15 protein-coding genes and 1 tRNA gene are annotated in these 13527 nt (G+C 54.3%); 13 read left to right on the forward strand and 3 right to left on the reverse strand.

What is annotated here, in order from left to right:
• Window positions 1-2: 2 nt before the first annotated feature.
• From proB to N6V40_RS10720, 11 genes are all read left to right on the forward strand, one after another.
• Window positions 3-1160 carry a glutamate 5-kinase gene (gene proB, locus N6V40_RS10670; RefSeq protein WP_262197601.1) on the forward strand — a complete coding sequence of 386 codons (1158 nt, stop codon included), beginning with the start codon at window positions 3-5 and terminating at the stop codon, window positions 1158-1160.
• 10 nt (window positions 1161-1170) lie between these two features.
• The gene (locus N6V40_RS10675; protein WP_262197602.1) at window positions 1171-2463 is read left to right on the forward strand and encodes a glutamate-5-semialdehyde dehydrogenase; all 1293 of its coding nucleotides are present in this window, start codon (window positions 1171-1173) and stop codon (window positions 2461-2463) included.
• A 118-nt stretch (window positions 2464-2581) separates the two neighbouring features.
• Window positions 2582-2794 (forward strand): hypothetical protein, encoded by a 213-nt coding sequence (locus N6V40_RS10680; RefSeq protein ID WP_131088348.1) that lies wholly within the window; start codon window positions 2582-2584, stop codon window positions 2792-2794.
• An 82-nt stretch (window positions 2795-2876) separates the two neighbouring features.
• Window positions 2877-3401: a nicotinate-nucleotide adenylyltransferase gene (gene nadD / locus N6V40_RS10685; protein ID WP_262197604.1), complete on the forward strand. Its 525-nt coding sequence runs from the start codon at window positions 2877-2879 to the stop codon at window positions 3399-3401.
• Between the two features lie 81 nt (window positions 3402-3482).
• Window positions 3483-4187, forward strand: coding sequence for a hypothetical protein (locus N6V40_RS10690; protein WP_262197606.1), 705 nt, complete (start codon window positions 3483-3485; stop codon window positions 4185-4187).
• Window positions 4139-5128 carry a hypothetical protein gene (locus N6V40_RS10695; protein ID WP_262197607.1) on the forward strand — a complete coding sequence of 330 codons (990 nt, stop codon included), beginning with the start codon at window positions 4139-4141 and terminating at the stop codon, window positions 5126-5128. The genes N6V40_RS10690 and N6V40_RS10695 overlap by 49 nt, the downstream gene beginning before the upstream one ends.
• 57 nt (window positions 5129-5185) lie before the next feature.
• Window positions 5186-5566 (forward strand): ribosome silencing factor, encoded by a 381-nt coding sequence (rsfS, locus tag N6V40_RS10700; RefSeq protein ID WP_131088346.1) that lies wholly within the window; start codon window positions 5186-5188, stop codon window positions 5564-5566.
• A gap of 71 nt (window positions 5567-5637) precedes the next feature.
• A tRNA-Ala gene (locus tag N6V40_RS10705) sits at window positions 5638-5713 on the forward strand.
• A gap of 216 nt (window positions 5714-5929) precedes the next feature.
• A complete protein-coding gene (locus tag N6V40_RS10710) occupies window positions 5930-7021 on the forward strand; it encodes a magnesium and cobalt transport protein CorA (RefSeq protein ID WP_262197610.1) in 1092 nt (363 codons plus the stop codon).
• 28 nt (window positions 7022-7049) lie between these two features.
• Window positions 7050-7667 carry a GyrI-like domain-containing protein gene (locus N6V40_RS10715; protein WP_262197611.1) on the forward strand — a complete coding sequence of 206 codons (618 nt, stop codon included), beginning with the start codon at window positions 7050-7052 and terminating at the stop codon, window positions 7665-7667.
• Window positions 7668-7691: 24 nt separating this feature from the next.
• Window positions 7692-8372 (forward strand): DNA alkylation repair protein, encoded by a 681-nt coding sequence (locus tag N6V40_RS10720; RefSeq protein ID WP_131088341.1) that lies wholly within the window; start codon window positions 7692-7694, stop codon window positions 8370-8372.
• Window positions 8373-8422: 50 nt separating this feature from the next.
• Here the strand turns inward: N6V40_RS10720 and N6V40_RS10725 are convergent, their stop codons facing one another.
• The 3 genes from N6V40_RS10725 to N6V40_RS10735 form a co-directional block, all read right to left on the reverse strand.
• Window positions 8423-9808, reverse strand: coding sequence for an amino acid permease (locus tag N6V40_RS10725; protein ID WP_131088340.1), 1386 nt, complete (start codon window positions 9806-9808; stop codon window positions 8423-8425).
• Window positions 9805-10878, reverse strand: coding sequence for a histidinol-phosphate transaminase (gene hisC / locus N6V40_RS10730; RefSeq protein WP_131088339.1), 1074 nt, complete (start codon window positions 10876-10878; stop codon window positions 9805-9807). Before hisC ends, N6V40_RS10725 begins: the two co-directional genes overlap by 4 nt.
• Window positions 10879-11090: 212 nt before the next feature.
• On the reverse strand, window positions 11091-11597 hold the full coding sequence (locus tag N6V40_RS10735; protein WP_262197613.1) for an Lrp/AsnC family transcriptional regulator: 507 nt from the start codon (window positions 11595-11597) through the stop codon (window positions 11091-11093).
• A gap of 136 nt (window positions 11598-11733) precedes the next feature.
• Here N6V40_RS10735 and N6V40_RS10740 point away from each other — a divergent pair, with 136 nt between their 5' ends.
• A complete protein-coding gene (locus N6V40_RS10740) occupies window positions 11734-12582 on the forward strand; it encodes an SDR family NAD(P)-dependent oxidoreductase (protein WP_262197615.1) in 849 nt (282 codons plus the stop codon).
• Window positions 12583-12645: 63 nt separating this feature from the next.
• Window positions 12646-13521, forward strand: coding sequence for a VOC family protein (locus N6V40_RS10745; RefSeq protein WP_262197616.1), 876 nt, complete (start codon window positions 12646-12648; stop codon window positions 13519-13521).
• Window positions 13522-13527: the final 6 nt, after the last annotated feature.

The raw sequence follows: 13527 nt of genomic DNA on the forward strand, positions 1-13527 counted from the left end.
GTATGAGTGAAAGTGCCACTAAGACTATTTCAGCCATTACCTCTCCTCACGAACTGCCCGAAGCACGGCGGATCGTAGTCAAGGTCGGATCAAGCTCGCTAACCACAGTTAGCGGGGGGATATCGCATGAAAGACTGAAGTTCTTGGTGGACACTCTCGCCGAGACCGTGAATAACGGGACCGAGGTTATCCTTGTTTCCTCCGGTGCAATTGCCGCCGGACTGGCCCCGCTGGGTTTGCCAAAACGTCCAAAGGACTTGGCAACCCAGCAGGCCGCGGCCGCAGTTGGCCAGGGTCTGCTGCTGGCCGAATACACGCAGCTATTTGAAGAGCATGATTTGCGAGTGGGTCAGGTCCTACTGACCGCAGATGACCTGATGCGTCGCTCCTCTTACACCAACGCATTGCGTTCTTTGGTTCGATTGCTGAACCTGGGCGTGCTACCTATCGTGAATGAAAATGACGCGGTAGCCACCCGTGAAATTCGTTTTGGCGACAATGATCGCCTCGCTGCCCTGGTAGCTCACTTGGTGAAAGCCGATGCCCTTCTGCTCTTCTCCGATGTTGATTCCGTCTATGACGCACACCCTGCGGACGGCGGAAGCCGAATCAGCACCATTGAGCACCCCGACGAGCTTGAATCCGTTGATCTGGGTACTCCAGGAGCTGCGGGAGTGGGCACCGGTGGCATGATCACCAAGGTTGATGCCGCAACCATGAGCTCTTCTGCAGGTATCCCAACCCTCGTTACCAGTACCGACAATGCAGCTAAGGCCTTGCGCGGGCAGGACGTCGGCACTTGGTTTGCCGCACGTAATTCACGCCGCTCGGCACGAGACGTATGGTTGGCTTACCTAGCTGGCATTGAAGGCCGGCTGATTCTTGATGACGGTGCAGTCAAGGCCATTGCGCGGGGAACTAACTCGCTGCTTGCCGCCGGCATCATTGGGGTTGAAGGTGCATTTGAAGCTGGGGACGCCGTGGAACTCTGCGGATCTGACCGAGTTCCATTTGCCCGTGGCCTGGTTAATTACGGGTCAGATGAGCTACCTGACATGCTGGGGCAGAACACCGGAGACCTAGTGGATCAGCTCGGCGAAGGTTACGACAAGTCAGTAGTGCATGTCGATGACCTAGCTTTGATCGAACCTATTTTCTAGGATGGGAACTATGAGTATCGACGCCGTACGAACAGAAGAACAGATCACCGACGTCACCAATTCGGTTTATCAGCTCGCTGATCGAGCTCGCCGTGCATCGCGAGTTCTCAAACGAGCCAACCGAGATTGGAAAGACCGCGCGCTGTTGGCCATCGCCTCCGGGATTGACGCGAACCGCTCCAAGATCATTGAAGAAAACAAAAAGGACTTAGAAGTTGGCCGTGGCAACGGAACTTCTGTGGCCATGCTGGACCGCTTGAAGCTGGACAATAAGCGCATTGACGGTCTGATATCCGCCTTGCATGAACTTGCCGGCCTGCCAGATCCTGTCGGTCGCGTAGTTCGCGGCGAGACCCTGCCTAACGGTTTGCGCATGCGTCAGGTCAATGTCCCAATGGGTGTCATTGGAACTATTTACGAGGCTCGTCCCAATGTGACCGTAGACATTGCTGGGCTGTCGCTCAAGAGCGGCAACGCCGTGTTGTTGCGAGGTGGAACCGCTGCCTTCAACTCAAATCAGGCACTGGTCTCGACTATTCGTAACGCACTAGAATCTGTGTCTCTTCCACGAGACCTCGTGACTTCCATTGATCAATATGGTCGCGACGGGGCAGATGCGTTGATGGGCGCACGAGGCAAGGTTGACGTCTTGATTCCTCGTGGTGGCCGAGATCTGATTCAGCGTGTTGTCACCACTGCAAAGGTTCCAGTGATTGAAACCGGTGAAGGCAATGTGCACATCTTCTTGGACGCAGATGCTGAACAGCAGATGGCCATCGACATTCTGACCAACGCCAAGACTCAGCGACCAAGTGTGTGCAACACCGTGGAGACGCTGTTGATCCATAAGGATTCCACTGCCGCTGTGGCTGTGCTGAAGGCCCTGTCGGCTGCTGGGGTCACCCTGCACGTTGATGAGCGTGCTGCAGCGTTGGTTCCTAGTCTGGAAACGGTGGCTGCCCAGGAAGAGGACTGGAGCACCGAGTACATGGATCTGGATATCGCAGTCAAGGTAGTAGATGACATTGACGCGGCGCTGGATCACATCCGTGAATACTCGACCGGCCACACAGAAGCTATCTTGACTTCATCTCTGGCGAACTCTGAGCTTTTCATTGCTGAGATTGAATCGGCTGCGGTCATTGTGAACGCTTCGACTCGTTTCACCGATGGTGGCCAGCTGGGCCTTGGAGCCGAAGTTGGTATCTCGACTCAGAAGATGCACGCTCGTGGTCCCATGGGTCTGACTGAGCTAACCACTACCAAGTGGATTGTTCAGGGTGACGGTCACGTCCGTAAATAGTTTCTGACGGCGCTTTTCGGTAGGATGTAGAAGAAACGTACCGTTACTTTTCGGGCCGTTGAACCGTTGGCTTTGGCCGACGGCTCAATCGGTACCGTGGATACGACTGGAGAATTACTTGAACGCGCTGATTCTGGCCTCTGAAGCCTCTACCACTGGCATCAGTGGGCACACCTGGTCCCTGCTTATCGGTGGCGGCATCTTCGTTGCATTGATGATCTTGCTTTTGATCACCGTTTCCTACACCAACGTAGGCAACCGTCATCCTGCCAAGGAAGAAGAGCAGGATATTCACCGTCAGTTCAAGACTCACGAACCACACAGTCACTAGTCTTGGCTGAGCGTCAGCATCGTGATCGCCCATTACGCCTCGGCGTGATGGGCGGTACTTTGACCCTATCCATAATGGCCACTTGGTCGCCGCCAGCGAGGTGGCAGCTGAGCTGAATTTGGATGAGGTAGTTTTTGTACCTACCGGCCAGCCGTGGCAGAAGGCAGACAAGCAAGTAACGAGCCCAGAGCATCGTTACTTGATGACTGTCATTGCGACGGCGTCGAATCCCCGCTTCACTGTAAGCCGGGTAGACATTGACCGTGAGGGTGCAACTTACACGCGCGATACTCTCTTGGACTTACGCGCCCAGCGCCCGGAAGCAGAACTCTTCTTCATTACCGGTGCAGACGCGATGAGTCAGATCATGAGTTGGCGCGACATCGATCAAGTTTGGGACCTAGCGCATTTTGTTGGTGTTAGTCGTCCGGGTTACGTGATGAGTGATTTGGGACGTGAAAATGTCTCACAGCTTGAAATTCCAGCACTAGCGATATCCTCTACGGATTGTCGTGAACGCGTCGCCCAAGAGAAGCCAGTTTGGTACCTTGTGCCTGACGGTGTGGTGCAGTACATTGCAAAATATGGGCTGTATACCGAGTCGTAACCTCACATTCGGTGACGTAACACGGCATAATCTCTAGGTAAGGGTGACGGTATTTGTCTATGCGGTCGGGAGAAGTACAGGATGAGCGATAACTCGCAGCCGGTTTCTAGCAGGCGAGCTCTGCGAGAAAAGCGACGCGCCGAAATGGAAGCTTTGCTAGCTAATAGCAAGGCTGAGCAAGACGCTAAAGAACTCGCAGATCAGAAGAACACAGGGGAGTCCGAGAAGTCGGCTAAGCCTGCGAAAACTGAAGCGAGCCCTGAGGCGAAGCCGGATGCAGTCAAGCCGAAGGCGTCACAGCCCGAAGCTAAAGCAGAGGCTAAGCCCGCTGCTTCTCCAAAACCTTCGACTCCAGCCGCTAAGCCGGCTGTCAAGCCGTCGACCCCTGCCGCGCAAGCTACCGCTAAGCCAGCACCTGCTGTTGCTCCGAAGCCTGACGCCGCAAAACAGCCAAACGCAGCCAAGCCAGTTCCTGCTAAGCAGAATGAGGCTAAGGTCACCCCAGCATCCACTACAAGCAAGCCCGCGGACAAGCCTGTCGCAGCTCCTGCTAAACCTGCACCGCAAAGTCAGGCTAAAGCAGCTGTGCCTGCCCCTGCATCTAGCAAGCCAGAGCAGCCAAAGAACGATTCTTCAAAAGCGCAGCCTCAAGCAGCAGCCTCGGCCAAGCCTGAGACCAGCGAAAAATCCGCTGAAGCTGAACACACTCCTGAGGGGTCCACGGGGAGCGCGCCTCATTGCGCCGCGCACGCAACCGTGAGGCACTGCGCGAGCGTCGCCGCCTAGAGGGCGAAGTTGACGCTTTGACTAGCCACATTCCAACCGTGGAACCTGGCGATGACCCTAAGCCACTTACTCGTCGTCAATTGCGCCTTCAGGCGTTAGCCGAGCAAGGTCATGCCGCGCCAGCTGCATCGCCAAAGCCTGTAACCAAGCCAGCGAAGAAGCCGGCAGATCATGATGATTCACCTGAAACTACGGTGATGAGTGTTGAGCAGGCCTTGGCAGCACGTCGAGCTCATGCACCGAAGACTCCAATTGATCCAAACCTGCTGGGGGAGGACGACTCCGAGATTGATCTCGAAGTTCTTGCTCACCAGCGCGAAATGGCTGCACGTGCAGCGATCATTTCTCGTCGAGCAGCTGAACGCGAACGTCTGCGTGTGGAGAATGCGAAGCAGGGCAAGGACGACAAGTCCTCTGATCCATTCACCGGCGCGATGGGCAACATTCGCGAGGTTGAGGACCGTATCGCCAAGACTGGCGTTCAAGGTCCAAAGACACAAAGCGTTTCGCTGAACCTGGATGCTGACGGCAAGATCAGCTCGAAGAAGAACCAGGCCGCTCCTGCAGCTAAGAAGCCAGCTGGCAAGTCTGGTGTTACGGCAAAGCCTGCTCCAAAGCAGACTGCTATGCCAGCACCAAAACCAGTGGCTAAGCCTGAGGCAAAACCAGAAGCTAAGCCAGCTGCCAAGCCGGCCGCAAAACCTGCGGTGAAGCCTGCAGATAAGTCAGCTGTTGAGCAGAAGAAAGCAACACCTGCTGGTGATTCGGCAGCAGTACAGATGCCTCGCATCAACGCGGTAAATGCTCAGGGTCTGGAACCGTTGGACGTACAAACCCACGGTGTTCGACGTGCCAACAACATGCTGATTGCCATGATTGTGGCCCTTAGCCTTGGCGGCGCAGCACTGATCGCAGGACTGATCATGTTGCTCGGCAACTAATTTCATAGCAAAATAAGATTCTCGATCTACACCTCTAACAAGGAGACACCCCACTCAATGGGAGCACACGCAGATTCAATTGCCCTCGTGAAGATTGCAGCTCATGCTGCATCTGACAAGATGGCAGAAAACATGGTCGCGCTCGACGTAGCCGATCGCTTGGGCGTCACCGACGCTTTCTTGATTGTCTCTGGTGGATCAGAACCGCAGGTGAACGCAATCGTTGACGAGATCCAGGCAAAGGTTCTCGCAGAGTACAGCATGCGCCCGGTCCGCCGTGAAGGCTTCGGCATGGGTCGCTGGGTACTTTTGGATTACGGCGACGTTGTTGTCCACGTTCAGCACCAGGAAGATCGTATCTTCTACGCTTTGGAACGCCTCTGGGCCGACTGCCCAGTTATTGAGTTGCCTGAGGAATTGTCCCAGAACAACCAGTAATCTGGAATTTGCATCCTGATCAGTTAGTCCTCTATGATAATGGAGTTGCCTGATCAGGGTAGCAATCCTTTGGGGGTATGGCGCAGTTGGTAGCGCGTCTGCATGGCATGCAGAAGGTCAGGGGTTCGAATCCCCTTATCTCCACCAATTAAATCCTGAAATTCTTGGAAAAGAATTTCAGGATTTTCTCGTTTATAGGCTCATTGATTTCATCAATAGATACGTGTCTTTGAAGGACCAGAGCAGCGGGGACCTCACGCAGAGAGCAGTTGCACAAAACTCGTTGTGTTGCCGAAAGCTTTGTGCACCACTATTTTGATTCTCCTTGCGATACTGGAACAAAGTCATTCAACCAGGAGCACCATGGCACGAATTCAGCGACGCAGCTCACGAGCAAAATACACCGCCAACAACCAGACATCGACTCATAGCCTGAAGCGAGTGCGATTCATTGATGACGGTGCTGTGGAGACGGCTCCAGCGGACATCACCGCAACTCAAGCTCTTGAATTCAGCCAAACTGGTGACAACAGGATCGCTCTTTCGCTGTACCCAACGCCGAACGAAGCCGATATCCAAGAACTGACCGAGGCTTGGAACCTGCACCCGGTACTCGTTGAAGACCTCTTGCATGCTCGGCAGCGCCCCAAGCTTGAACGCTATGGCGACGTGCTCCTCATCGTTGTTCGTTCCGCGCTGTATCTTGATGAAGCCGAGACAGTTGAACTTTCTGAGTTCCATATTCTCGTCAGGCCTGGCTCCGTTGCGGTCTTTTGCCAAGATCACCGCTGGATTGATGGAACCGACGGTCACGAATTTGCTGAGTCCATCAGTAATGGAAACCTTCAACAACATCAGATGTTGCTCAAAGACCCTAAGCTACTGCGGCTAGGGGCGGAGGCTGTGCTCTATCGGATATTGGATGAAATTGTTGACGGATACGCTCCAGTTCTTCGCGGACTAGGCATTGATAAGGAACAGATCGAAAGCCAGGTGTTCGGCGGTGATGCAGCCGTCACCGAACGCATCTATCGACTAAGCCAAGAGGTCGTTGATATGCAGCACTCCACGGCGTCCCTGCTTGAGGTAGTGCGTTCACTGGACGACGGGTTCAGTAAGTATCCAGTTCCTGAGGAGCTGCAAACCTATCTACAGGACGTCACTGACCACCTAACTCGCGCTAATACCCAAGCGCTTGAGTATCGAGAAGCCTTGTCCCAGATTTTGAACGTGAACGCCACATTGGTCGCCCAACGGCAAAACGAAGACATGAAGAAGATCTCTGGTTGGGCCGCAATTCTCTTCGCCCCGACGCTGATCGCGGCCATCTATGGCATGAATTTCGATAACATGCCGGAACTTCACTGGTCCTTTGGGTATCCCGGTGCGGTGCTGTTCATGGTCGTATTTGCTGCAGCACTATATGGTGTATTCAAATGGCGTAAGTGGTTCTAAGTAGTCGTGGAACTAGGGGAGCGAAGTATTGGTCGAGAAGATTGATTTCAAAAAAGTTAGCCCCGGTTATCGTGCGAAGACTTCCGAATTTCAAGTACTAACCCTTGAACCCACTCGTTATCTGATGGTTGACGGAACCGGAGATCCCAATACATCCACGGCCTATACCCAGGCGGTGGAGTCGCTATACCCAATTGCTTACAAGCTGAAATTCGCGAGTAAGCAGATCGGGAGGGATTACGTGATGCCACCGCTTGAAGGGCTGTGGTGGGCCGATGATCTGACTAGCTTCACTGATCATAGGGATAAGTCTTTGTGGCACTGGACGCTGATGTTGATGATTCCGCGGTGGTTAGACGACGGTGACGCGCTGCAAGCTAAAGAAGCCGCACAAGCTAGCAAGAACTTGCCTGCCGCCGACAAGGTGCGCATAGAAGTCTTGGATGAAGGTCAATGCGTTCAGACCTTGCACGTTGGTGCTTACGATGACGAGGGACCGGTGCTCAAGAGCATGCACGAGGATTTCATCCCAAAGCATGGATTGCAGATGACCGGCAAACATCACGAAATCTATCTTGGAGATCCTAGACGAGTGACCCCGGAGAAGTTAAGAACAATACTTCGACAACCTGTTCAATCGCTTTAGCAACTACTAGATGTGGAGCAGAAATTGAGCCAGCAATTAGGACCAGACAGTTTGGTCAAGGACGTCCAGCAGGCGCTGGCCGAGCTGGAAGACCCCAAAGCTAGGGCCATCAACGAACGCCACGGCGATGACTTTGGCGTTAACTTGAGTAAGTTGAGGGCTTTAGCGAAGTCGTTGAAGTCTAATCAGGAACTTGCCGAGCAACTCTGGAACACGCAGGACACAGCAAGCTCTTTGGTTGCCATCTTGATTGCTAAGCCACGTAGCTTCACCCTTGAACAGCTTCTTCAATGGAGCAAACAAGCCAGCACGCCTAAGGTGCAGAGCTGGTTCCTTAGCTACATCGTCAAAAAAACTAAGCTCCTTGAACAGCTTCGATGCGCGCTAATGCTCGAGCAAGACCCAGTCCTAGAAGCAGCAGGTTGGGAGCTGACAGCACACCAAGTGGCCAAGGACCCCGACAAGCTTAATCTTCCAGAACTGCTGGATGCCATCGAGCGACGGATGGTCACGGCACCGGACCGCTTGCAGTGGGCAATGAACAATACCTTGGCAAATATCGGAATTGAACATGCCCCGCTTCGTGCCAGGGCTTTGGCAATTGGCGAGAAACTGCAGGTACTCGCGGATTATCCGACGTCACCCGGGTGCACCTCACCATTCGCTCCAATCTGGATCAACGAAATGGTGAAAAGAAAAGCCTAGGTTCAATTCACGGATGAATTGAACCTAGGCTTCGATCTCGACTGCAGTCGTTAACTTTCGTTGCTGACCAACTCGTCGGACTGTTCACGTAAGACTAGTTTGGAAACTAGCCAGATCGCTGCGGTGAGTCCACCGGTCAGTAGCAACTGGGTGCGTGCTGCAGGATCAGTCACGGCGATAACTACGATCACCGCGAGAACAACCAGAGTTGCGATGCTCAGTGCTGGGAAACCCCACAGGCGCAAAGGCAATTTCTCGCCATTCCTATCTGCCCGGCGTCGCAAGATCAACTGAGTTACCGCGATAAACGCCCAGATGATGATGATCGTTGACCCGACTACATTGAGCAGGACAGGCATGACGGTCTCAGGCCAAATCCAATTCAGACCCACCGCGAGGAATGAGAAAGTGACCGAACTGAGCACGGCCTTGGATGGCACGCCCTTGCCAGTCACGTGGGTGACAGCTCGTGGAGCCAACTTGCGCTGACCCAGCGAGTAGAGCATGCGCGAAGCCCCGTAGATATTGGCGTTCATTGCCGAGAGCAATGCAACGACGACCACGGCGTTCATCAGTAGTCCGACACCCGGGACGTTCATAACACCCAAAGCGGCAGCAAAAGGACCGTCGGCAATAGCCGGATCGTTCCATGGCAGCAGTGCCACAATGATGAGGATCGAGCCGAGGTAGAAGAAGAGGATGCGAAGCATCACTGACTTCACAGTTCGCTTGATGTTGCCAGCAGGATCACTCGACTCAGCAGCGGCAATAGAAACAACTTCGGTGCCACCGAAGGAGAAGATCACGATGAGCAGTGCGGCAGCGATCCCGGGCATTCCGCCCGGTGCGAATCCACCGTGAGCAGCAAGATTGCCAAATCCTACGGATGCGTCGGTAGGGATAACGCGTGTAAGAACCAAGACGCCGAAGACCAAGAACGCGAGAATCGCGGCAACTTTAATGACCGCAAACCAGTATTCGAACCGTCCATAGTTCCGAACACCCAATAGGTTCCCGGCGGTCAGGATGACTACAAAGCCGAGCACCCATGCCCATTGGGGGACTGCAGGGAGCCAAGTGGCCGTGATGGCTGCTGCACCGGTAGCCTCGGCGGCGATCACAACGACTAGCTGAATCCAGTACAGCCAGCCTAAGGTGCTCCCGGCGCTTCGACCCATGGCCCTGTGGGCAAAGGTACTGAATGCGCCGGAGGATGGGTGTGCAGCAACCATTTCGGCGAGCATCGCCATGATGACGATGATGACCGCCCCGGCGATCAAGTAGGAAATCAATACTGCCGGGCCTGCGATGGAGATCGCCTGGCCGGATCCAACAAAAAGGCCAGCGCCGATAGCTCCGCCCAGACCCATCATGGAAATCTGGCGTTGAGTCAGCGAAGAGTGGAGCTGGGAAGTCGGAGTTTTTATTGCGGTCATGCGGTGGCCGCCTCTGCGGGTTTGATTGCTGGCAAAGCTGCCAGCACACGATTGACATCTTCTTCGGTGCCGGAGGAAATACGTAGTCCATCACCGGCGAATGCGCGGACAATGACTCCGCCGGAAGCAAGCTGGGCTTCCAACTCGATGGTTTGCTCACCGGCATCAACCCAAACGAAGTTTGCCTGCGACTTCACAACTGGGTATCCAGCGGCCGCTAGAGCCTCATACATGCGTTCGCGCTGAGTCACGACCTCTTCGATGCGTACGGAGAGCTCATCGATGGCAGCTAGGGAAGCTACTGCGGCACGCTGTGCTAGGTCAGAGACACCGAAGGGCACTGCGACTTTACGCAAGTTTTCTGCTACTTTCAAAGGGCTGATTGCATAGCCGATTCGCAGGCCGGCAAGTCCGTAAGCCTTGGAGAACGTATGGAGTACGGCCACGTGTGGGTACTTGCGGAAGAGGGCAAGTCCATCAGCGCGTACGGTGGAACGGTCAAAATGCACGTAGGCTTCGTCGACTACGACAAGGACATCGCGTGGCACAGCATTGATGAAATCATCGAGTGCCTGGGCCTGAACAACCGTTCCAGTCGGGTTGTTGGGATTGCAGATAAAAATGAGGCGTGTTTTTTCGGTAATCGCGTTGAGCATGGCCGGCAGATCGTGACGTGATTCGCTGTCGAGGGGGACTTCAACCGGAGTGGCGCCAGCAATTCGGACCAGTGATGGGTAGGCCTCGAACGAACGCCAGGCGTACATGACTTCGTCACCTTCTGCGGCGACGGCATGAATGATCTGGGCCGCGACTTCAACTGAACCTGCCCCGAGGGTGATGTGCTCAGGGGCGATATCGAATTGGTCGCTGAGTGCATTGGTGAGCTGTGGAGCTGCAATGCTCGGGTAACGATGGATAGTTGCCAGCCCCTCCTGGATGCTGGAGAGCACAGAGGGAAGTGGGCTGTGCGGGGATTCGTTGGAGGAGAGTTTAGAAGCTCCAGCGGGTGCGGGCTTACCCTGCTTGTAAGCGGGTACTTTCTGCAAGGAGGGGCGCTGGTGAAGGGTCATGAGTTTCCTCTCTGATTGCCAAAACAACTTGAGGCTGGCAATCGTTCAAACAGCAAGACCCTTGCAACGACACTCCTTGCAGTGGTCTCGCTCATATTCTCGCGTGTCGCGATTCACAAGCAATGACTGTAGGTTGAACGATTGAACCGTGCAATCGGAGTCTGAGTACCTATGCAGGCTGCATAGTGGTCATTGCCCACCTGACTATTTTACTAGTCATTCTGCTTAGCCTTTTCCGTCTCGGCCTCGGCCCTAGCGCAAGCGGAGACTAATGGAAGCGTGCGCCCTTGAAAATGTTCATGCAGGGCAAATGAGGATGAGGTCCTTGCCACACCGGGCACGCGGTTGATCCTGTCAAAAATTTCTTGCAGGTCTTCAGCCGTGCGTGCAACTACACGTAATTGCAGATCCGAGGTTCCGGTGACCGTGTACATATCTACGATCTCGGGGATGGACTCTTCTAGGGCCGAAGCGACCGGACCATGCCCGTATCGCTGAATAATTTCTACTTGGCAGAACGCCACCAAAGAGTAGCCGAATCCCGCAGGTTCAATGCGCGGGATAATTCCTTGGATCACACCGGCATCGTGTAGCCGGGTCAACCGACTACTTACTGTCCCTCGGGCAACACCAAGGCGCCGTGCGCATTCCATGACCGGCAGCATCGGTGATTCGGTCAGTAACTCAATAAGGTCCGCGTCTAGGCGGTCAATGCTCACGATAGTCCCTCCGGGGTGTGTTTTTGATATTTCAAGGCTAACTGGCAAACGCGATTGTCTGACTCAGGATGTGCGTGGTTGTAACCCGCGTCACAGGATATGCTGAGCCCAAGAAAGGATCTACGGGAGGGTAACCATGTCAAAGCCAGCATTGGAATCAGTCGCAGGGAAACAGGTATTGGTCACTGGAGCGGCTAGCGGGATGGGACGATTGTTTGCCCGTAAGGCTGCTCTCGAAGGCGCATCCCGAGTGATCATCTGGGACGTTAATGAGGCAGGCTTAGAAGAGGTAGCTGCAGAACTCCGGTTACTCGAAGTTAATGTAGACGCTCAAGTGGTTGACTTGGCTCAGCTGGATCAAATCAAGAGTGCTGCAGCCCAGGCCATCAGCTCCGGCGGTGTGGACATTCTGATCAATAACGCGGGCGTTGTTACTGGATCTCCATTTGAACAACACCGCACCGAGCAGATCACCACCACGATTCAAATCAATACCTTGGCTCCGATGTACATCACTCACGAGTTGTTGTCTCAACTGACGCAACGGGGCACCGGACGCATTCTGACGATGGCTTCTGCAGCAGGGCTGGTGTCCAACCCGAATATGAGTGTCTACTGCGCCTCAAAGTCGGCAGCTTTGGCATGGAGCGACTCGTTGAGGCTGGAGCTTGAAAGCGATCCAGAGATTGCAGTCACGACCATCTGTCCCACCTACGTTTCAACGGGGATGTTTGAGGGAGCGAAACCCATGTTGCTCACCCCAATCTTGCGACCAGAGCAGGTCGTTGAGCGTGCATGGAAAGCCATGCTCTCAGGTACCCCATTGGTGCTCCTACCGTGGACCAGCAGGCTGGGTCAGTTCCTACGCGGTGTCTTGCCTCGCGTCGCCTGGGACTACGTGGCTGAGAACGTCATTGGCGTCTATAACTCAATGGACGAGTTCAAGGGTCGTGATCGAGAGACTACTGATCTGAAAAATCGCTGATTGCTCTTCCAATAATGGAAGCGAGTTCGTAACTTGGAATGACAGCGAGGAATAGGGGACGCAATGCAAAATCTGACGGTAAATCTATGGATGCAAGGAAACGCTGAGGAAGCCGGAGATTTCTACGCAGCTGCGTTGCCCGAAGCTAGATCTGAGGTGGAATCCCGATATCCCACCGAGGGGCTGTTGGACTTTCAGAAACCCTTTGCGGGAGAGGCGCTGACGGTCTCCGTGTGGGTTCGGGGCACGAAAATTACCCTCATTAATGCCGGAAATGAGTTTGACCCGAATCCTTCGATTTCGATTATTCTCAATTTCCGGGCCTCGGAACGAGAGTTGCTGGACAGTACATGGGCGGCGCTCAGCGATGGTGGCCAGGTCATGATGCCACTGCAGCAGTATCCTTTCAGCGAGCACTATGGATGGGTCACTGACCGTTTTGGTGTGTCGTGGCAACTGATGGAATCAGCCCAAGAGATTCAGCCCGGTGCCCAGGTATTGCCAAGCCTTATGTTCTGCGGCCAGGCACAGAATCGTGCAGCGGAGGCCTTGGAATTCTACTCAGACGTCTTCGGGGCAAAGGTCCATATGCAAGTGCCGTATGGGCAGGCCAATGAAGTAGTACATGCCGAATCAATCATGTTTTCCCAATTTTCGTTGGGTGAGGATGTTCTCTCAGCAATGGATTCAGGGGTGAGTCAACCCTTCACCTTTACCCCCGGTGTTTCTCTGCAATGGGATTGTGAAGGTCAGGCAGAGATTGATCGACTCTGGGATGCATTATCCGCCGTTCCAGAGGCGGAAGCCTGCGGTTGGCTCAGCGACAAATTCGGCGTTAGCTGGCAAATCGTCCCTGCCAACATGGACGAATTGATGAAACGACCACATGCTTTCCAGCATATGCTTGGGATGAAGAAGCTGGTGATCGACGAGTTCTAAAGTTGG

The sequence above is a fragment of the Glutamicibacter sp. M10 genome (assembly GCF_025452055.1).
Lineage (GTDB): Bacteria > Actinomycetota > Actinomycetes > Actinomycetales > Micrococcaceae > Glutamicibacter.